This window comes from Variovorax sp. P1_H2 (assembly GCF_056405295.1).
This window is the reverse complement of sequence record NZ_JBFUCJ010000043.1, coordinates 1-17,787: the sequence shown is the minus strand read 5'-3', so window position 1 is coordinate 17,787 and position 17,787 is coordinate 1. Positions and strand designations below refer to the sequence as shown.

Sequence of the window (17,787 nt, the reverse complement as noted above, 5' to 3'; positions counted from 1 at the left end):
CCCGCACGATGCCCGCCATCCCACCGAACCAGCCGCTCGGCGGCAACACGATGCCGCGCTTCGCCGGCCTCGGCACGATGATGCGGCTGCCGGCTGCAACGTCCCCGGTGGGGCTGGATGCGACATTCATCGGCGTGCCCCTGGACATCGGCACCTCCAACCGCCCGGGCGCGCGTTTCGGGCCGCGCCAGATCCGCGCCGAATCGGCACTGCTGCGGCCCTACAACATGGCGACTGGCGCGGCCCCGTTCGACCGGCTGAACGTGGCCGACCTGGGCGATGTGCCCATCAACACCTATTCGCTCGACAAGTCGGTCGACATCATTTCGACCTTCTACGACACCGTGCTGGCCGCCGGCTGCGCGCCGCTGACGCTTGGCGGCGACCACACCATTGCACTGCCGATCCTGCGCGCGGTGGCGCGCGAGCACGGCCCGGTGGCGCTGGTGCATGTCGATGCGCATGCGGACGTGAGCGACGACATGTTCGGCGAGCGCATCGCCCACGGCACGCCGTTGCGCCGCGCCGTCGAGGAAAGCTTGCTGGCCTGCGACAAGGTCTGGCAGATCGGCCTGCGCGGCACCGGTTATGCCGCGGACGATTTCGACTGGCCGCGTGCGCAAGGCTTCACCGTGGTGCAAGCCCACGAGCTCTGGTACCAGTCGCTGGCCCCACTGATGGCGCAGGTGCGCGAGCGCATCGGCCCGGCGCATCCCGTCTACATCAGCTTCGACACCGACGGCATCGATCCTTCCTTCGCCGGCGGCACCGGCACGCCCGAGATCGGCGGTCTGACCGTGCCGCAGGCACTGGAGATCGTTCGCGGCTGCCGCGGCCTGAACGTGGTGGGCGCCGACCTGGTGGAAGTCAGCCCGCCCTACGACACCAGCGGGAACACCGCGCTGCTTGGCGCCAATCTTCTCTACGAGATGCTTTGCGTGCTGCCCGGCGTGCCCTATCGCTAACAACAGAACACATGAACATGAAGACATCCCCCTTCGCAATGCTGAACGACCCGACCCTGCTCAAAAGCGATGCGCTGATCGCCGGCGAATGGATCCGGGGCGCGAGCCGCTTCGATGTGAACGACCCTGCCACCGGCCAGAAGCTGGCCGACGTCGCCAACCTCGCGCGCGCGGACGCGGCCTTGGCGATCGCCGCCGCCGACAAGGCGCTCGCGGCCTGGCGCGGCAAGACCGGCAAGGAGCGCAGCATCGTCTTGCGCAAGTGGTTCGAACTGCTGATTGCCAACACGGAAGACCTGGGCCGCCTGATGACCGCCGAGCAAGGCAAGCCCTTCGCCGAAGCCAAGGGCGAGGTTGCCTACGGCGCAAGCTTCATCGAGTGGTTTGCCGAAGAAGCCAAGCGCGTGAACGGCGAGGTGCTGCCGCAGTTCGACAACAACCGGCGCCTGCTTGTGATGAAGCAGGCCATCGGTGTGTGCGCGGCGATCACGCCCTGGAATTTTCCGCTCGCGATGATCACGCGCAAGGTAGCGCCGGCGCTCGCCGCCGGATGCACCGTGGTCATCAAGCCCGCCGAACTCACACCGCTCACCGCGCTCGCCGTGGCCGAGCTGGCGGTGCGCGCGGGCATTCCTGCAGGCGTGCTCAACGTGCTCACGGCCGACGGCCAGAACAGTATCGCCATCGGCAAGGAACTTTGCGAAAGCGACGTCGTGCGCCATCTGAGTTTCACGGGCTCCACCGAAGTCGGCCGCATCCTGATGAGCCAATGCGCACCCACGGTCAAGAAGCTGTCGCTCGAGCTCGGCGGCAACGCGCCCTTCCTGGTCTTCGACGATGCCGACGTGGAATCTGCGGTCGAAGGCGCCATGGCCAGCAAATTCCGCAACGCGGGCCAGACCTGCGTCTGCGCGAACCGGTTGTATGTGCAAGACGGCATCTATGACCGGTTCGTCGAGAAATTCGCGGCCAAGGTCGAGGCGCTCAAGGTCGGCAACGGCTTCGAAGATGGCGTGACGCAAGGGCCGCTGATCGAGGATGCGGCCATCGACAAGGTGCAGCGCCACGTCGACGATGCCGTTGCCAAGGGCGGCAAGGTGCTGGCGGGCGGGCGCAGGATCACCGGCCAGTTCTTCGAACCCACGGTGATCGCCGAGGCCACGCCCGACATGCTGTGCGCAAAGGAGGAAACCTTCGGCCCCTTCGCACCCGTGTTTCGCTTCAAGACAGAGCAGGACGCCATTGAGGCGGCGAACAACACCGAGTTCGGGCTGGCCAGCTACTTCTACACCCGCGACGTGGGGCGGATCTTCCGCGTGGCAGAGGCGCTGGAGTACGGCATGGTCGGCATCAATGCCGGCGTGATCGCCACCGAACATGTGCCCTTCGGCGGCGTGAAGCAGTCGGGCCTGGGGCGCGAGGGCTCGCACCATGGCATGGACGACTACGTCGAGATCAAATATCTCTGTCTGGGCGACATCCAGAAATAGGGCTTCGTCCTTTTGCGGCACAGGTCGCGAACACTTCTCGGGGTGATCGTCCTCTTGGTGCAGATCGGTGCGCTTTGGGACAAAAACTCAAGCGCGACAATGGTTTGCGACGTAACCTACGAGTTCGAAGCGAACTTCAATGGCATCACCACCGAGCAGCTGGGGGCCCCCAACTGCCCGGCCCACCTCAAATGTCTTCGCGCTGCATCCAGGCAACCAGCAGGGCGGTCAGTGCCGCACCCCCTGCGGCGGCGACCAGTACCGCTCGAATGGGTTGTCTGATGACACAGCCGCGGATCACGTTCAGGACGTGATCGGCCTGCTCCTGCAGTCGCCCTGCACTCTGGGGCATCAGTGCAGGCGGCAGAGTTCTAGATATCACCTCGTCGTCGTCGACGACCGTGCTGCTTTCATCCGCAACCGTTGGGGTCGCGCCAAACTCGTTCGAATTCATCGAAGATCTCCTCGAGTCATCTGTCTATGTTAGGGGAGATCCGGAGGGAAGCGCTCGGTCGGACGGACAGATGGCCCGGTGGTCCCCGGCGCCCGCTTGGGAGGGATCGCCTCGGAGCTGAAAGAGTGGCTGGCGCAAAGTGGCCCGGGCAGCGATGTCAGTATGGTCGTACCATCCGGCACTCGCATCCTCTGGAGGCCGCCATGCCCGACGACAACGCGAAGTTCGACAAGGAAGCCCTTTCCCTGATCGAATCCCTCAAGGGACGGCGAAAGCCGGCCAAACGCGCTCCACGGAAGGCGGCGGCCCAGCCGGAAAAAGCTGCGGACAAGGAGAAAGTCGTCGTACGGCGGGCCGCCAATCGCTTCTAAGGCCTGTTCACACTATTTCCGCGATCCCCGGAAATAGTGTGAACAGGCCCTGGCGTCCGCATCTCCTCCATCAAGCTCAAGGACTGACCGGCGACGCACTCGCGCAGAGGTGGTCGACCAGGCTGCGCGCCGCGGGCGACAGGGCCTCCAGCGAGCGGACGCACACCATGAGCTGGCGCCGCACCCAGGGCTCGTCGAGCGCAACGGCGCGGATGCCGAGCGATGACAGATAGAGGCGCGCGCTCTGGCGCGGCAGGATGCCGACGCCCATGCCGGCCGCCACCATCAGCGACATCGCGTCGTAGCCGCTGACCTGGATCCGCAGTCGCAGCGGCAGGCCGATCTCGGCCGCCGCCCTGTGCAGCAGGTTGTTGACCGCGCTGCCCGGATGGGCGCCGACGAACTCGTGCGCCAGCGCCTCCCGGAAGCTCGCCTTCCGGCGCCGCGCCAGCACGTGCTCGCGCGGCACGATCAGCACCAGCTCGTCCTCGCGGTACGGCAGCACCGTGAGCGCCTCGCCGTAGGCGCCGGCGTTGAGGATGCCGATGTCGGCCGTGCTGTCGGCCACGGCGCGCGCGATGGCCGAGCTGATGCGCTCCTGCAGGTGCACCTGCACCAGCGGCGCGGTGGCCATGAAGCTGCGCAGGTCGTCCGGCAGGAACTGGGTGATGGCCGAGATGTTGGCGAAGACCCGGACGTGGCCGCGCAGCCCGCTCGCATAGCCGGCCATCTGCTCGGCGATGTCGTCCAGGCCGTTGAGCACGCCGCGCGCGAGCCCGAGCAGCGCATGTGCCGCCGCAGTGGCCTGCACCCCCTTGTTGCTGCGCTGGAACAGCACCGCGTCGAGCGCATCCTCGAGCTCGCTGATGCGCTTGCTCACCGCCGCCGGGGCCAGGTGCTCGCGCAGCGCGGCGGCGGCGATGGTGCCTTCTTCCATGACGGCGACGAACAGGCGCAGCGAAACGGGATCGAGCTTCATGCGGCGTATTTGAGCACCATCGCGATCCGCGATGGCAGCCTCGCCAATGGCCGCTTTGCAGGTCGGGGCCGGCTGGCCATCATTCGGCCCCATGACCGCTGCCTCCGCTCCCCCGACCACCCCATCCTCGCCGCCTTCGGCCTCCAGCGCCCTCGCCGGCCTGCGCGTGGTCGAGATGGGCCAGCTGATCGCCGGCCCCTTCTGCGGCAAGACGCTGGGCGAGTTCGGCGCCGACGTCGTGAAGATCGAGGCGCCGGGCAACGGCGACCCGCTGCGCAACTGGCGCATGCTGCAGGACGGCACCTCCGTCTGGTGGCAGGTGCAATCGCGCAACAAGCGCTCGGTGGCGATCGACCTGCGGGCAGCCGAAGGCCAGGCGCTCGCGCGCCGGCTGATCGCCGAGGCCGACGTGCTGATCGAGAACTTCCGGCCCGGCACGCTCGAAGGCTGGGGCCTGGGCTGGGAGGACCTGCGGCGCCTCAACCCGGGGCTTGTGATGCTGCGCATCTCGGGCTATGGCCAGACCGGCCCCTACCGCGACCTGCCCGGCTTCGGCGCCATCGGCGAGGCCATGGGCGGGCTGCGCCACCTCACGGGCGAGCCCGGTCGGGTTCCGGTGCGCGTGGGGGTGTCGATCGGCGACACGCTGGCGGCGCTGCACGGCACCATCGGCGTGCTGCTGGCGCTCTACCACCGCAAGGTGCACGGCGGGCCCGGCCAGGTGATCGACGTGGCGCTGCACGAGGCGGTCTTCAACGTGATGGAAAGCCTGCTGCCCGAATACAGCGCCTTCGGCGCCGTGCGCGAGGCGGCCGGCAGCGCGCTGCCGGGCATCGCGCCGTCCAACGCCTACCGCTGCGCCGACGGCTACGTGCTGGTCGCGGGCAACGGCGACAGCATCTTCAGGCGGCTGATGGAGGTCGTGGGCCGGCCCGACCTGGCGGCCGCAGCCGACCTGCAGAGCAACGCCGGCCGGGTGGCGCGGGTCGACGAGCTCGACGCCGCGATCGGCGCCTGGACGCAGCCGCGCGAAATCGCCGAGGTGCTGCGGCTGCTCGCCGGCGCCAACGTTCCGGCCGGCCGGGTCTACACCGCCAAGGACATCCACGAAGATCCGCACTACCGGGCGCGCGACATGATCCTGCGCCAGACCACGCGCGACGGCCATGAGATCGACGTGCCGGGCATCGTGCCGAAGCTGTCGGGCACGCCCGGCTGCGTGCGCTCGTCGGCACCGCGGCTCGGGGACGACACCGATGCCGTGCTGCGCGAGGCCGGCCTGACGCCCGAACAGATATCCCTCCTCCGCTCGAAAGGCGCCATCGCATGACCGCATCGAACTCACCCTGGGCCGGCGCACGCCGCCGCATTCACATGCAGGAAGTCGGGCCGCGCGACGGCCTGCAGATGGAGGCGGCCTTCGTGCCGACCGCCGACAAGATCGCGTGGGTCGATGCGCTGTCGGCGGCCGGGCTGGCGAAGATCGAGGCCACCGCCTTCGTTTCGCCGCAGGCCATCCCGGCGCTGCGGGACGCCGAGATCGTGCTGCGCGAGATCGCCCGCGCCCCGGGCGTGGTCTACACCTGCCTGGTGCCGAACGTGCGTGGCGCCGAACGCGCGATCGAGGCGCGCGCCGACGAACTCAATCTCGTGATGTCGTGCAGCGAGACCCACAACCTCGCCAATCTGCGGATGACGCGCGCCCAGTCCTTCGCGGCGCTCTCCGAGGTGAGCGCGCTGGCACGCCAGGCCGGGGTGCCGATCAACGTGTCGCTGTCCTGCGTGTTCGGCTGCCCGATGGAGGGCGACATCGACACCGAGGTGATGCTCGGCTGGGCCGAACGCTTCATGGCGGCCGGCGCGCGCGGCATCACGCTGTGCGACACCACGGGCATGGCCTTCCCCTCGCAGGTCGCGCAGGTGGTCAGAGCGTTTCGCGAACGCCTGCCCGCCGCCGAACTCACGCTGCACTTCCACAACACGCGCGGCATGGGCCTGGCGAACGTGCTGGCATCGCTGGACGCCGGTGCCGATCGCTTCGACGCCTCGCTCGGCGGTCTCGGCGGCTGTCCCTATGCGCCGGGCGCCAGCGGCAACGTCTGCACCGAGGAGATCGTCCATGCGCTCGAACTGATGGACTTCGACACCGGCTGCGACCTGGCCCTGCTGCTGCGGGCCGCCGCCCGGCTGCCGGCCCTGATCGGCCACGACATCCCGAGCCAGATCGCCAAGGCCGGCCGCCGGCTCGACCTGCACGCGCCGCCGCCGGACTTCGCGCTGTGGCGCGACCGGGCCCTGGCACGCGGCGCCTGAGCCATCCCCCTTTGATCCAAGAACGACGACAGGAGACTTCCATGAAACCCTCGAATGACATCTCGCGCCGCAGGCTCGGCCTTGCCGCGCTCGGCTTCGCGGCCCTCGGCATGGCCCCGGCCCTGCACGCCCAGGCGCCCACCGGCTACCCGAGCCGGCCCGTGATGCTGCTCGTGCCCGCGGCGGCGGGCGGCACCACCGACATCGCGGCCCGCATGCTCGGCGTGCCGCTCGGCAGCGCGCTCGGACAGACCGTGGTGGTCGACAACAAGGGCGGTGCCAACGGTGCCATTGCCGCCGTCGCGGTGAAGCGCGCCGAGCCCGACGGCTACACGCTGCTGATGCAGTATTCGGGCTACCACGTCATCACGCCGCTGGTCAGCAAGCAGGCGCCGCAATGGGAGGCGAAGGACCTCACGCCGGTGGCCAACGTGCTGTCGGCGCCGCAGATCGTGGTGGTGCGCGCCGACCTGCCCTTCAAGACCATGGCCGAATTCGTCGCCTATGCCAAGGCGCACCCCGGCAAGATCAACTACGCGTCCTCGGGCAACGGCTCGCTGCAGCACGCGACCGGCGCGATGCTCGAGCAGCAGGCCGGCATCCAGCTGACCCACATCCCGTACAAGGGCACCGGCCCGGCGCTGCAGGACCTGCTGGGCGGCCAGGTCGACATCACCTTCGGCACCGCGCCGCCCTTCGTGCCGCACATCCAGTCGGGCAAGCTGCGGGTGCTGGCCACCACGGGCAAGACGCGCCTGGCCAGCATGCCGGAGGTGCCGACGACCGCCGAAGCGGGCCTGCCGAAGCTCGACGCCACCTCGTGGTTCGGCGTCTTCGCGCCCGCCAGGACACCCAGGCCGGTCATCGACAAGCTGAGCGCGGAGATCGCCAAGGTCGTTTCCACGCCGGCCTTCAGGCAGAAGGCGCAGGAACAGGGCGCCACGGCCGACTACCTGAGCCCGCAGCAGATGGATGCACTGGTGAAGGCAGAGACCGCGCGCTGGGCAGAGGTGATCAAGGCGGCGAAAATCGAAGCGGATTGAAAATCCGCCCACACCCGCGCAGCGGCTCGTCCGACAACCGGAGCGTTCCAGGTCACGGATACTTCGAACACCATGCAGGATCTCGTTCGCGCCCCGCGCAAGGCTGCCGCCGCAATGGCCCTGCTTTGCGGCCTGCTGGCCGGCTGCGCCAGCGATCCGTCCCGCGTCCAGCCCGGCACCGGCCGCGCCGAGGTGATGCAGCAATTGGGCCCGCCGACCGCGATCTATCCCTTTGCCGGCGGAGAACGCCTGCAGTATTCGCGCGGTCCCATGGGATTCCAGGTCAGCAACGTCGACCTCGACGCCTCCGGACGCGTGCGCTCGGTGCGCCAGGAGCTCGACGAAGGGCTGTTCGGCAGCACCATCCGGCCCGGCGAGTGGCGCGTGCCCGACGTCCTCTTCACCTATGGACTGCCCTACGAGCAGACGCGCGTGGCCTCCTTCAACGGCACCGTCTGGTCGTGGCGCTACCTGCACATCAACAACCGGCGCTTCCTGTACATCTACATCGATCCCACGGGCCGGGTCGATCACTACAACGTCGGCGACGACCTGATGGAAGAACGCCGGCGCTGGTAGCCGGACCCCGGATCAAGGCAGAAGAGGCAGGGCCTGCGCCGCCTTGGCAGCCGCAGCCTAGGGGTTCCCCTGGGTCACCGTCACGCTGTAAGGCAGAACGCTCGAGGCGCTGACGGGATACCGGGTCCCACACCCGCTGTCGGTGCAGAACATGATCTTCAGGACTCCCTCGTGGACGCCCACGGTCAGCGGCAGCTTCAGGGTGGGCAGATAGGGCGGCATCGTCGCGAAGGTGTTGGCGCCGGCGCCATACAACGGATGTGCTTCCGGCTTGAGGATGCCCGAGTCGTCCACCAGGAAAACGCTCACCGGCGCGCTCGGAAGGTTCGAGGCGGTCGCGGTGACCGACAGCGTGGGCGCATTCGCCGCCTGCAAATCGACGGGTATCGTTATCGCGATCGAGGGCGGATCGAAACGGACCACGATCGCGGACGGATCGGCATCGGCCGATGTGTCGGTTGCCGGTGTCGCCACCGTGGCGCCGGCCTGGAAGACCTGGGAAACACTGGCGCTGCCTCCTCCGCTGCCGCCCGCTCCCGGGGCGGCAGCGACCGACATGTCGAGCGTGCCCCCGCTGCCGCTGCCGCCGCACGCGGCCAGCGCCAGCGCGAAGGAAAGAAGCGCCCACCTGCCCAGGAAGTCCTTCATGTCCGCCCCCTCATTTGTGTTGGTGTCTCACGCAGTTCCCCGCACTGCACGCGCCGCCTGGCGTCCGATGACCGTGAAAATACGCAATGATCAACTGAAATGCAACAAAATAAATGCGACCCCCCCGCCGAGGACGGCACCGACCCGCGGCTGTGGCTCGAGGCGGTCGAAGGCGCCGAAGCGCTGGCCTGGGTCCGTGAGCGCAACGCACAGACCCTCGGCAGCCTGGCCGCGACGGACGAATTCGCCCGCACCAAGGCCGCGGTGCAAGCCGTGCTCGACTCCGATGCGAAGATCCCAGAAGTCTCCAAGCTCGGCGACTTCTATTACAACTTCTGGCGGGATGCCGATCACAAGATGGGCCTGTGGCGTCGCACCACGCTCGCCCAGTACCGAAGCGACGAACCGGCCTGGGAGACGGTGCTCGACCTCGACGCCCTCGCCGCCGCCGAGGGCGTGCATTGGGTCTGGCACGGCGCGACCGTGCTGCGGCCGAGCTACCGCAAGGCGCTCGTGAGCCTCTCGCCCGGCGGTTCCGACGCCGACGTGACGCGCGAGTTCGACCTCGTGGCCAAGACCTTCGTGGCGCCCGAACAGGGCGGCTTCTTCCGGCCGGAATCCAAGGGCGGCCTGGCCTGGATCGACGACGACACCGTGTTTGCGTTCACGACGCTCGGCGAGGGTGGGTCGACCACCTCGGGCTATCCACGGACCGCCAGGCGCTGGGCACGCGGCACGCCCCTGGCGTCCGCCCCCATCGTGTACGAAGGCCTGGCCGACGACATGTACATCTCGGCCTACCGGATGCACACCCCCGGCTTCGAGCGCGACTTCGTCGCCCGGTCGCTCGCCTTCTACAGCGCCGAGCTCTTCCTGCAGACCGAAGGCGACAGGCTGTCGAAGGTCGAGCTGCCAATGTCCGCCGAGCCGAGCATCCAGCGCGAATGGCTGCTGGTCGAATTGCGCGAAGCCTGGAGCGTCGGCGCCCGCACGTACATCGCCGGCTCGCTGCTGGCGACCCATTTCGATCGGTTCATGCGCGGCGAGCGTGACTTCGCCGTGCTCTTCGAACCCGGCCCGACGCGCTCGCTGGCAGCCACGACCTGGACCCGCAACCACCTGGTGGTCAACGTGCTCGATGACGTGAAGAACCGGCTCCACGTGCTGACGCCACCCGCCGGCGGCACCGGGCCCTGGACGCGCAGCGAGTTCGCCGGCGCCCCGGCCATCGGCAGCGTCGATGCGAGGGCGGTCGACCGGGACGAATCGGACGCCGTCTGGCTGAGCGCCGCCGACTACCTCACGCCCTCGACCCTTTCGCTGGCCACGCTGGGCCAGCCGCCCGAATTGCTCAAGTCCATGCCGGCCTTCTTCGACGCCCGGGGACTGGTGGTCGAGCAGCACTTCGCCACCTCCGACGACGGCACCCGCGTGCCCTACTTCATGGTGCGGCGCGCGGACCTCGTGTTCGACGGCACGGCGCCGACGCTGCTGTACGGCTATGGCGGCTTCGAGGTCTCGCTGACCCCGGGCTACTCCGGTGCCCTCGGGCGCGCCTGGCTGTCCCGGGGCGGCGTGTACGTGGTGGCGAACATCCGCGGCGGCGGCGAGTACGGGCCGCGCTGGCACCAGCTGGCGCTCAAGCGGCACCGGCATCGCGCCTACGAGGATTTCTCCTCGGTCGCCAAGGACCTGGTGGCCCGCGGGATCACCTCGCCCCGGCAGCTCGGGGTGCAGGGCGGCTCCAACGGCGGACTGCTGGCCGGCATGATGCTGACCCGCTATCCGGCGCTCTTCGGCGCCGTGGTGATCGAGGTGCCGCTGCTGGACATGCGGCGCTACTCGCGCCTGCTGGCCGGGGCCTCCTGGATGGCGGAATACGGCGATCCCGACGACCCCGCCCAATGGGACTACATCCGGACCTTCTCGCCCTACCACCTGTTCGATCCCAGCCGCGACTACCCGCCGGTGCTGCTCACCACCTCGACCCGCGACGACCGCGTGCACCCGGCCCACGCTCGCAAGATGGCGGCGGCGATGATCGAGGCCGGCAAGGACGTGAGCTACTACGAGAACATCGAAGGCGGCCACGGCGGCGCCGCGAACAACGAGCAGGCCGCCACGATGCAGGCGCTGGCCTATCGCTTCCTGTGGGAAAGGCTCGATGCGGCGGCGCGTTGACACCGGCCGCACCGCCCCCTACCCTGGCTCACTTCCGGAGGACACCGATGACACCCACCATGAATCGAATCGGCCGTCGCGTCGGCCTGGCCCTGTTCGCCGCCGTGGCGATGCTGGGCGCCGACCGTGCGGCCCTGGCGCAGGACGCCAAGCCGGCGCCGATGGCGTCGCCCGCCAAGGATTTCAAGGACGAGCGCGCGCTGGCGCTGCTCAAGAGCATGAGCGACACGCTGGCCGGCGCCAAGACCTTGAGCTTCAGGGTCCGCGGCATCGTGCCGACCCCGTCGCCGACGGGGCAGTTCGTCAGCCTGTTCGCGTCCTCGCGCGTGGTGATGCAGCGGCCCGACAAGCTCTTCGTGGAAGCGCGCGGCGACCTGTTCCCGAGCGACAGCTTCTACGACGGCAAGACGGTGACCGTGATCGGCGCCGACCGCAAGTTCTATGCGCAGCGCGATGCCGCGGGCGGCGCGATCGAGGCGCTGATGCAGAGCATCCAGCCGGGCTCCGACGCCACGGCGCCCTTTCTCGACCTGCTGGTCGCGGATCCGTATGCCTTCCTGACAAAGGACTTCAGCAGCGCCCTCTGGGTCGGGCAGTCGACCATCGGCGGCGTCAAGACCGAGCACCTCGCGTTCACGGCACCCGGACTCGACTGGGAGGTCTGGATCGGCGCCGCGGACAAGCTGCCCCGCCTGATGGTCGTTTCCTACCGCACGGGCGAACGCCAGCCGACCTTCACCGTCGAGCTCTCGGAATGGAAGCTCAACGCGCCCGTGCCGGCGAAGACCTTCAGCGCCGCCATTCCGCAGGGCGCCGTGAAGCTCGAGTTCAAGCAGATGGGCCCCGCCAAGTGAGCGCGACAAGGAGCAATGCGATGAAGCAGTTCAAGACCCTCGTCCTCGGTGCAGCCGTCGTGGCCGGCGCACTCCTCCCCCTGTCGGGTGCCAACGCCTGGGTCGCGGCCGCGGGCGGCTGGCGCGGCGGCGCGGTCGCGGTCGGCGGCTTCCACCCCTACCATCCCTATTACCGTCCCCCGGGCTGCTATGGCTGCGGGGCAGCCGCGGGCGCTGTCGCCGGCATGGCGGTAGGTGCGGCGATTGCTGATGCGAGCCGCCCCGCCGTGGTGGTCCAGCAGCCGGCCGTGATCGTTCAGCAACCGGCGGTTGTGGTGCAGTCCGGCATGCCGCTCGGCACCCAGCTGGCGGCCTTGCCCGGCGACGCGAGGAGCATGGTGGTGAACGGGGTCAACTACTACCAGTCCGGAGCGACCTGGTACAAGCCGTACTTCGGCTCCAGCGGCGTGTACTACGAGGTCGTCCCGGCGCCATAGGTCGACGGAGTCCCAGGCGCCACCCAGGAGCACGCCCGGGATCCCCGATCGCAGGAGGCAGATGCCCAATGGCAAAGTCCCGGTCCCGGCCACTGTCGATGCTCTCGTCCCACGGCGAGAGCGAGTTGCGCGCGCTGCTGGCCCAGCGCGAGGCCGAACTGGCACAGCGCACCGGCGAACTCGCGCTCATCAACAGCATCCAGCAAGGCATGGCGGCCCGGCTGGAATTCCAGGCCATCGTCCGCATGGTGGGCGACAAGCTGCGCGAGCTGTTCGACTCCGGCGACGTGAACATCCTGTGGTGGGACGACAAGGCCCAGCTCATCCAGGCGCTGTACCGCTACGAACACAACCGCCCGCTGCCGCTGCTGCCGGCGCGGCCGCTGAAGCCGGGCGAGCCGATGGAGCGGATCATCCGAACCCGCGAGGCCGGCGTGGCGAACACGCGCGAGGAGCAGACCCGGGCCGGACTCCAGCCGACGCCGGGCACCGACTGGGCGCATTCGCTCGCCGCGGTGCCGATCATCGGCAGCGACCGCGTGCTGGGCCTGATCGGCCTGCAGGACCATGAGCGCGAATACGCCTTCGGCAGCCACCAGATCCGGCTGCTCGAGACAGTGGCCGCCAGCATGGGCGTGGCGCTGGAGAACGCCCGGCTGTTCGACGAGACGCATGAGGCGCTGGAGCGCCAGACCGCAACCTCCGAGGTGCTGAAGATCATCAGCGGCTCGCCCACCGACGTCCAGCCGGTGCTCGACACGGTGGCCGAGCGTGCCGGCCTGCTGTGCCGGGCCGAAGGCAGCCGGGTGTGGCTGGCGATCGGCGACCGTCTTCGCGCGATGACGAGCTACGGGCCCGCGTACGACACCCGATCGGTCGGCGCGGAACTGCCGTTGCGCCGCAGCTCGATCGGCGGACGCGCGTTCCTGGAGCGCCGCTGCGTGCATGTCGAAGACGTCGTGCCGTTGCTCGACAGCGAATATCCGGACGTGCGCGATCTCCAGGCACGCAACGGCTTTCGCACGGTGCTGGCCGTGCCCATGCTTCGCGACGGCCGATCGATCGGCGTGATCGTCCTGCTGCGCAACCAGCCGCGCCCCTTCACGCCGGCGGAGATCGGGCTGGTGCAGACCTTCGCCGACCAGGCGGTCATCGCGATCGAGAACGTACGCCTTTTCAACGAAACCAGGGAGGCGTTGGAGCGGCAGAAGGCCACCACCGACGTGCTCCAGGTCATCAGCGGTTCCATGGAAGATGCGCAGCCCGTGTTCGACAAGATCCTGGAGAGCTGCCAGCGCCTGTTCTCCGGCTCGCAGATGGGCATCTCGCTGATCGGCAACGATGGCCTGGTCCACCTGGGCGCGCACCGGGGCTCTGCCCGCGCCGTGCTCGAGCGGTACTATCCGCGGCCGATCGATCACACGCCCTTCGGCCCTGCCACGGGAGGCTTCGAATTTCTTCACATTCCCGATGCGCTTGCCGCACCGTCGCTGCCCTCCTTCATGCGCCTGATGGCCGAGCAGGTGGGCAGCTACGCGATCATGGTCGCCCCGCTGATCTGGGAGGGCCGCAGCATCGGCTCGATCCACGTGACCCGCCAGCCCCCGGGGCCGTTCGACGGCAAGGAGATCAAGCTGCTGAAGACCTTTGCCGACCAGGCCGTGATCGCGATCCAGAACGCGCGCATGTTCGCCGAAACCAAGGAAGCGCGGGCCGCTGCCGAGGCCGCCAACGAGGCCAAGAGCGCCTTCCTGGCCACCATGAGCCACGAGATCCGCACGCCGATGAACGCGGTGATCGGCATGAGCGGCCTGCTGCTCGACACCCGGCTCGACGCCGAGCAGCAGGACTACGTCGAGACCATCCGCGATTCGGGCGATGCGCTGCTGACCATCATCAACGACATCCTGGACTACTCGAAGATCGAGGCCGGGCGCATGGACATCGAGTCGCAACCCTTCGACCTGCGCGACTGCGTGGAGTCGGCGCTCGACCTGGTCAGCACGCGCGCCACCGAGAAGGAGCTCGACATCGCCTATGTGTTCGAAGGCGACATGCCGGCCGCCGTGAGCGGCGACCTTCCGCGGCTGCGGCAGATCCTGCTGAACCTGCTGAGCAACGCGGTGAAGTTCACGGAGGCCGGCGAGGTGGTGCTGACGGTCCATTCGCAGGCCGGCGCAGGCGGCAAGGTGCGGCTGACCTTCGCCGTGCGCGACACCGGCATCGGCCTGACGGCGGAAGGCATGGGCCGGCTGTTCCAGTCCTTCTCGCAGGCCGACTCGAGCACCACGCGCAAGTACGGCGGCACCGGCCTGGGCCTGGTGATCAGCAAGCGGCTGGCCGAGCTGATGGGCGGTACCATGTGGGCCGAGAGCGGCGGCCCGGGTACCGGCTCGACCTTCTTCTGCACCATCGAGGCGCCGGCGGCACAGCTGCCGCCCAGCCGGCACCGGGACTACGCCGGCACGCAGCCCGAGCTGCAAGGCAAGCGCGTGCTGGTCGTCGACGACAACGCGACCAACCGGCGGGTGCTCTCGCTGCAGGTCGACAAGTGGGGCATGCGGTGGCGCGCCACCGAATCGCCGCTCGAGGCCCTGCGCTGGCTCGGACAAGGCGAAGACTTCGATGTCGCGATCCTCGACATGCACATGCCCGAGATGAACGGCGTCGACCTGGCGCGGCGCGTCCGGGCCAACCACGCCACGCTGCCGCTGGTGCTGTTCAGTTCGCTGGGCCGGCGCGAGGCGGGCGAGACCGAATCGCTGTTCGGCGCCTATCTCTCCAAGCCGATCCGGCAGTCGCACCTGTTCGACACCCTGGTGGGCCTGCTGTCGCACGATTCGACCGCCCGGCCGGAGGCCGCTGCGGCGCACAAGCCGCAGATCGATCCCGCGATGGCGGCACGCCATCCGCTTCGCATCCTGCTGGCCGAAGACAACGCGGTGAACCAGAAGCTTGCGCTGCGCCTGCTGCAGCAGATGGGCTACCGGGCCGACCTCGCCGCCAACGGCATCGAGGCCGTCGAGTCGGTGCAGCGCCAGCGCTATGACGTGGTGCTGATGGACGTGCAGATGCCCGAGCTCGACGGGCTCGACGCCACGCGGCAGATCTGCACGCTGCTGCCGGCACCGACCCAGCGGCCGCGCATCGTGGCAATGACCGCCAACGCCATGCAGGGCGACCGCGAGATGTGCATGGCGGCCGGCATGGACGACTACCTGACCAAGCCGATCCGGGTCGACCGGCTGGTCGAGACGCTGAACAGCGTACCTGCACGAAAGGACCGAGTGACATGAGCGATGCGACGATCGACCGGGCGACCTATGCGGAACTTCAGGACACCGCGGGCGCCGAATTCGTGCGGGAGCTGGTGCAGACCTTCCTGGAGGAGGCCCCGGTCATGTTGAAGGAGCTTCAGGGTGCGCTCGCCGCGGGCGACGCCGACGCCTTTCGCCGCGCGGCGCATTCGCTGAAGTCCAACAGCCTCACCTTCGGCGCGCTCGCGCTCGGCGCGATGGCCCGCGAACTGGAGCTGGGAGGCCTCGAGGCGGCGCGGCGACCGAAAGCGCTCGACGCGCTGGCGGCGGAGTACGGGCGGGTGGCAAAGACCCTCGCGGAGCTCAGTCGTGACTGAGCTTCAACCCCCGCAGGCGCGCCTGCTGGTCGCCGACGACAGCAAGGTCAACCGCCTGCTGCTGGCCCGCAGCCTCGAGCTGCAGGGCCACAGCGTCGAATGTGCCGAGAACGGACGGGTCGCCCTCGAGCTGCTGCAGCGCGACACCTTCGACCTGCTGCTGCTCGACATCGAGATGCCCGAGATGGATGGGTTCCAGGTGCTGGAGCAACTCACCGGGACCCCGAAGTTGCGCGACCTCCCGGTGATCGTGACCTCGTCGCTCGAGGGCATGGCCAACATCGTTCGCTGCATCGAACTCGGCGCCGAGGACTACCTGCACAAGCCGGTCAATGCGGTGCTGCTGAAGGCGCGCATCGGCGCCAGCCTCGAGAAGAAGCGCCTGCGCGACCAGCAGAAGGAGCTGGTGCGCCGCTTCGCCACCTCCGAGGTGGCGCAGGACCTGGAGCAATCCGGCTTTGCGCTCGGCGGGCGGCATCTGCGGGGAACGGTGATGTTCTCCGACATCCGCGGCTTCACCGCGCTGGTCGAATCGCAGCCGCCCGAGGAGACCATCGCGCTGCTGAACGCCTACTACGCGCTGATGTTCGAAGCCATCAACAGCCATGGCGGCGTGGTCAACCAGATGATCGGCGACGGGCTGATGGCCATCTTCGGCGCCCCGCTGCCGCTGGCCGACCACGCCGCGGCCGCCGTCCGCGCGGCGCTCGACATGGTCGAGAAGGTCGAGTTCCTGAACGCCGAGCGCGCCGCGCTCGGCAAGCGGTCGATCCGCATCGGCGTCGGCATCGCCACCGGCGACATGGTGGCCGGCTACACCGGCACGCGGCAGCGCGCAACCTACACCTGCATCGGCGACACGGTGAATCTCGCCGCCCGGCTCGAGGAGCACACCAAGCTGGCGCGGCGGACGATCCTGGTCGACCCGGCGACCTGCGTCGCGCTGGCCGGTCGGATCCCGGTCGAGCTGCTGGGCCCGGTGTCGCTCCGGGGCAAGGCGATGCCGGTCGATGTGTCTGCGGTTTCCAGCCGCACCTAGCGGAACCTGGAAGCCACCGCCTCAGAGCCGCCGCGCCTGCGTCGGCTGGCGCGACCAGTAGAGCCCATCGAGGCGATCGAGACGCACCTCGCCGCCGCTCGACGGCGCGTGCACGAAGCGCCCCTCCCCGACATAGATGCCGGCATGCGACGGTGAGGAGGCGCCGAACAGCACCAGGTCGCCCGAGCGGATGTCGGACACGGCCACCGGCCGGCCGAAGGCAACCAGCCGCGCCACCGTGCGCGGCGTCGCCTGGCCCACGCTCTTCTTGTAGACGTACCCGATGAGCCCGCTGCAGTCGAAGCCGCCCTCGGGCGTGTTGCCGCCATAGCGGTAGGGCGTGCCGACCAGGCCGAGCGCATGGATCGCGACATCGTTCGACTGCTCGGCCGAGAGCGACCCGATGCTCCCGGCCGGCATCGGCGCCGGCGGGCTCGCGCAGCCCGATGCCAGCAGGCAGGCACCTGTGGAGAGCAGCAGCAGGAACCCAACCTTGCGGCGGGTGAACGCGGGAACGCCGGAATCGATGCTGTCGATCATGGCGATGATGTTCGCACGCCCGGGTCGTACCCCAGACGAACCGAGGCCATGTTCACCCGGCTTTCGAAGCAGAATCCACATTTCTCAAGTCGGACCCGCAGAGGAGGGACTCAATGGAACTGGAAGAAGTCAACGAACGACTCCGTGCGCTCGAGTTGCGAGCGGTCGCCCAGACCGCGGCGATCGCGGTTCTGCTCCAGGAGCAGCCCAATGCATCGGCA

The 17,787-nt window shown here is 68.8% G+C and carries 17 protein-coding genes; 13 read left to right on the top strand and 4 right to left on the bottom strand.

The genetic code is table 11. From position 1 onward, the window contains the following. The first annotated feature begins 8 nt into the window (after positions 1 to 8). Both speB and AC1D2E_RS16610 read left to right on the top strand, forming a co-directional pair. Positions 9 to 965 (top strand): agmatinase, encoded by a 957-nt coding sequence (speB, locus tag AC1D2E_RS16615; RefSeq protein WP_478198391.1) that lies wholly within the window; start codon positions 9 to 11, stop codon positions 963 to 965. 11 nt (positions 966 to 976) lie between these two features. Then, on the top strand, positions 977 to 2,455 hold the full coding sequence (locus AC1D2E_RS16610) for an NAD-dependent succinate-semialdehyde dehydrogenase (RefSeq protein WP_478198423.1): 1,479 nt from the start codon (positions 977 to 979) through the stop codon (positions 2,453 to 2,455). A 187-nt stretch (positions 2,456 to 2,642) separates the two neighbouring features. Here AC1D2E_RS16610 and AC1D2E_RS16605 read toward each other — a convergent pair whose 3' ends face one another. Beyond that, on the bottom strand, positions 2,643 to 2,909 hold the full coding sequence (locus AC1D2E_RS16605; RefSeq protein WP_478198390.1) for a hypothetical protein: 267 nt from the start codon (positions 2,907 to 2,909) through the stop codon (positions 2,643 to 2,645). 203 nt (positions 2,910 to 3,112) lie between these two features. Here AC1D2E_RS16605 and AC1D2E_RS16600 point away from each other — a divergent pair, with 203 nt between their 5' ends. Next, positions 3,113 to 3,280: a hypothetical protein gene (locus AC1D2E_RS16600; protein WP_477650596.1), complete on the top strand. Its 168-nt coding sequence runs from the start codon at positions 3,113 to 3,115 to the stop codon at positions 3,278 to 3,280. 76 nt (positions 3,281 to 3,356) lie between these two features. On the opposite strand, the gene AC1D2E_RS16595 is transcribed toward AC1D2E_RS16600, so the two are convergent. Further along, entirely contained in the window at positions 3,357 to 4,259 is a 903-nt protein-coding gene (locus AC1D2E_RS16595; protein WP_478198389.1) for a LysR family transcriptional regulator, read from the bottom strand. A gap of 91 nt (positions 4,260 to 4,350) precedes the next feature. Between AC1D2E_RS16595 and AC1D2E_RS16590 the strand changes: the two genes are divergently transcribed. The 4 genes from AC1D2E_RS16590 to AC1D2E_RS16575 all read left to right on the top strand — a co-directional run bounded on the left by AC1D2E_RS16590 (position 4,351) and on the right by AC1D2E_RS16575 (position 8,194). After that, entirely contained in the window at positions 4,351 to 5,589 is a 1,239-nt protein-coding gene (locus AC1D2E_RS16590) for a CaiB/BaiF CoA transferase family protein (protein ID WP_478198388.1), read from the top strand. Next, entirely contained in the window at positions 5,586 to 6,572 is a 987-nt protein-coding gene (locus AC1D2E_RS16585; protein ID WP_478198387.1) for a hydroxymethylglutaryl-CoA lyase, read from the top strand. The genes AC1D2E_RS16590 and AC1D2E_RS16585 overlap by 4 nt, the downstream gene beginning before the upstream one ends. A 41-nt stretch (positions 6,573 to 6,613) precedes the next feature. Next, positions 6,614 to 7,615 (top strand): Bug family tripartite tricarboxylate transporter substrate binding protein, encoded by a 1,002-nt coding sequence (locus AC1D2E_RS16580; RefSeq protein WP_478198386.1) that lies wholly within the window; start codon positions 6,614 to 6,616, stop codon positions 7,613 to 7,615. Positions 7,616 to 7,687: 72 nt separating this feature from the next. Next, positions 7,688 to 8,194, top strand: a complete 507-nt coding sequence (locus AC1D2E_RS16575) for a hypothetical protein (protein WP_478173589.1) — start codon at positions 7,688 to 7,690, stop codon at positions 8,192 to 8,194. A gap of 57 nt (positions 8,195 to 8,251) precedes the next feature. Here AC1D2E_RS16575 and AC1D2E_RS16570 read toward each other — a convergent pair whose 3' ends face one another. Further along, a complete protein-coding gene (locus AC1D2E_RS16570; protein ID WP_478198385.1) occupies positions 8,252 to 8,842 on the bottom strand; it encodes a hypothetical protein in 591 nt (196 codons plus the stop codon). A 99-nt stretch (positions 8,843 to 8,941) separates the two neighbouring features. Here AC1D2E_RS16570 and AC1D2E_RS16565 point away from each other — a divergent pair, with 99 nt between their 5' ends. The 6 genes from AC1D2E_RS16565 to AC1D2E_RS16540 all read left to right on the top strand — a co-directional run bounded on the left by AC1D2E_RS16565 (position 8,942) and on the right by AC1D2E_RS16540 (position 17,026). Further along, complete coding sequence (locus AC1D2E_RS16565) at positions 8,942 to 11,023, top strand: prolyl oligopeptidase family serine peptidase (RefSeq protein ID WP_478198384.1); 2,082 nt, start codon at positions 8,942 to 8,944, stop codon at positions 11,021 to 11,023. 47 nt (positions 11,024 to 11,070) lie between these two features. Beyond that, positions 11,071 to 11,877, top strand: coding sequence for a DUF2092 domain-containing protein (locus tag AC1D2E_RS16560; RefSeq protein WP_478198383.1), 807 nt, complete (start codon positions 11,071 to 11,073; stop codon positions 11,875 to 11,877). Then, complete coding sequence (locus tag AC1D2E_RS16555; RefSeq protein ID WP_478198382.1) at positions 11,874 to 12,353, top strand: hypothetical protein; 480 nt, start codon at positions 11,874 to 11,876, stop codon at positions 12,351 to 12,353. The genes AC1D2E_RS16560 and AC1D2E_RS16555 overlap by 4 nt, the downstream gene beginning before the upstream one ends. A gap of 98 nt (positions 12,354 to 12,451) precedes the next feature. Next, positions 12,452 to 15,649, top strand: a complete 3,198-nt coding sequence (locus AC1D2E_RS16550) for a response regulator (protein ID WP_478198381.1) — start codon at positions 12,452 to 12,454, stop codon at positions 15,647 to 15,649. Continuing rightward, complete coding sequence (locus AC1D2E_RS16545) at positions 15,646 to 15,987, top strand: Hpt domain-containing protein (RefSeq protein ID WP_478198380.1); 342 nt, start codon at positions 15,646 to 15,648, stop codon at positions 15,985 to 15,987. The genes AC1D2E_RS16550 and AC1D2E_RS16545 overlap by 4 nt, the downstream gene beginning before the upstream one ends. Next, on the top strand, positions 15,980 to 17,026 hold the full coding sequence (locus AC1D2E_RS16540; protein ID WP_478198379.1) for an adenylate/guanylate cyclase domain-containing protein: 1,047 nt from the start codon (positions 15,980 to 15,982) through the stop codon (positions 17,024 to 17,026). Before AC1D2E_RS16545 ends, AC1D2E_RS16540 begins: the two co-directional genes overlap by 8 nt. Positions 17,027 to 17,047: 21 nt before the next feature. On the opposite strand, the gene AC1D2E_RS16535 is transcribed toward AC1D2E_RS16540, so the two are convergent. Further along, the gene (locus AC1D2E_RS16535) at positions 17,048 to 17,566 is read right to left on the bottom strand and encodes a C40 family peptidase (protein WP_478198378.1); all 519 of its coding nucleotides are present in this window, start codon (positions 17,564 to 17,566) and stop codon (positions 17,048 to 17,050) included. Between the last annotated feature and the right edge of the window lie 221 nt (positions 17,567 to 17,787).

Coding starts and splice junctions, on each gene's coding strand:
- speB (WP_478198391.1), top strand. CDS start 9: ATGCCCGCCATCCCACCGAACCAGCCGCTCGGCGGCAACACGATGCCG.
- AC1D2E_RS16610 (WP_478198423.1), top strand. CDS start 977: ATGAACATGAAGACATCCCCCTTCGCAATGCTGAACGACCCGACCCTG.
- AC1D2E_RS16605 (WP_478198390.1), bottom strand. CDS start 2,909: ATGAATTCGAACGAGTTTGGCGCGACCCCAACGGTTGCGGATGAAAGC.
- AC1D2E_RS16600 (WP_477650596.1), top strand. CDS start 3,113: ATGCCCGACGACAACGCGAAGTTCGACAAGGAAGCCCTTTCCCTGATC.
- AC1D2E_RS16595 (WP_478198389.1), bottom strand. CDS start 4,259: ATGAAGCTCGATCCCGTTTCGCTGCGCCTGTTCGTCGCCGTCATGGAA.
- AC1D2E_RS16590 (WP_478198388.1), top strand. CDS start 4,351: ATGACCGCTGCCTCCGCTCCCCCGACCACCCCATCCTCGCCGCCTTCG.
- AC1D2E_RS16585 (WP_478198387.1), top strand. CDS start 5,586: ATGACCGCATCGAACTCACCCTGGGCCGGCGCACGCCGCCGCATTCAC.
- AC1D2E_RS16580 (WP_478198386.1), top strand. CDS start 6,614: ATGAAACCCTCGAATGACATCTCGCGCCGCAGGCTCGGCCTTGCCGCG.
- AC1D2E_RS16575 (WP_478173589.1), top strand. CDS start 7,688: ATGCAGGATCTCGTTCGCGCCCCGCGCAAGGCTGCCGCCGCAATGGCC.
- AC1D2E_RS16570 (WP_478198385.1), bottom strand. CDS start 8,842: ATGAAGGACTTCCTGGGCAGGTGGGCGCTTCTTTCCTTCGCGCTGGCG.
- AC1D2E_RS16565 (WP_478198384.1), top strand. CDS start 8,942: ATGCAACAAAATAAATGCGACCCCCCCGCCGAGGACGGCACCGACCCG.
- AC1D2E_RS16560 (WP_478198383.1), top strand. CDS start 11,071: ATGACACCCACCATGAATCGAATCGGCCGTCGCGTCGGCCTGGCCCTG.
- AC1D2E_RS16550 (WP_478198381.1), top strand. CDS start 12,452: ATGCTCTCGTCCCACGGCGAGAGCGAGTTGCGCGCGCTGCTGGCCCAG.
- AC1D2E_RS16545 (WP_478198380.1), top strand. CDS start 15,646: ATGAGCGATGCGACGATCGACCGGGCGACCTATGCGGAACTTCAGGAC.
- AC1D2E_RS16535 (WP_478198378.1), bottom strand. CDS start 17,566: ATGATCGACAGCATCGATTCCGGCGTTCCCGCGTTCACCCGCCGCAAG.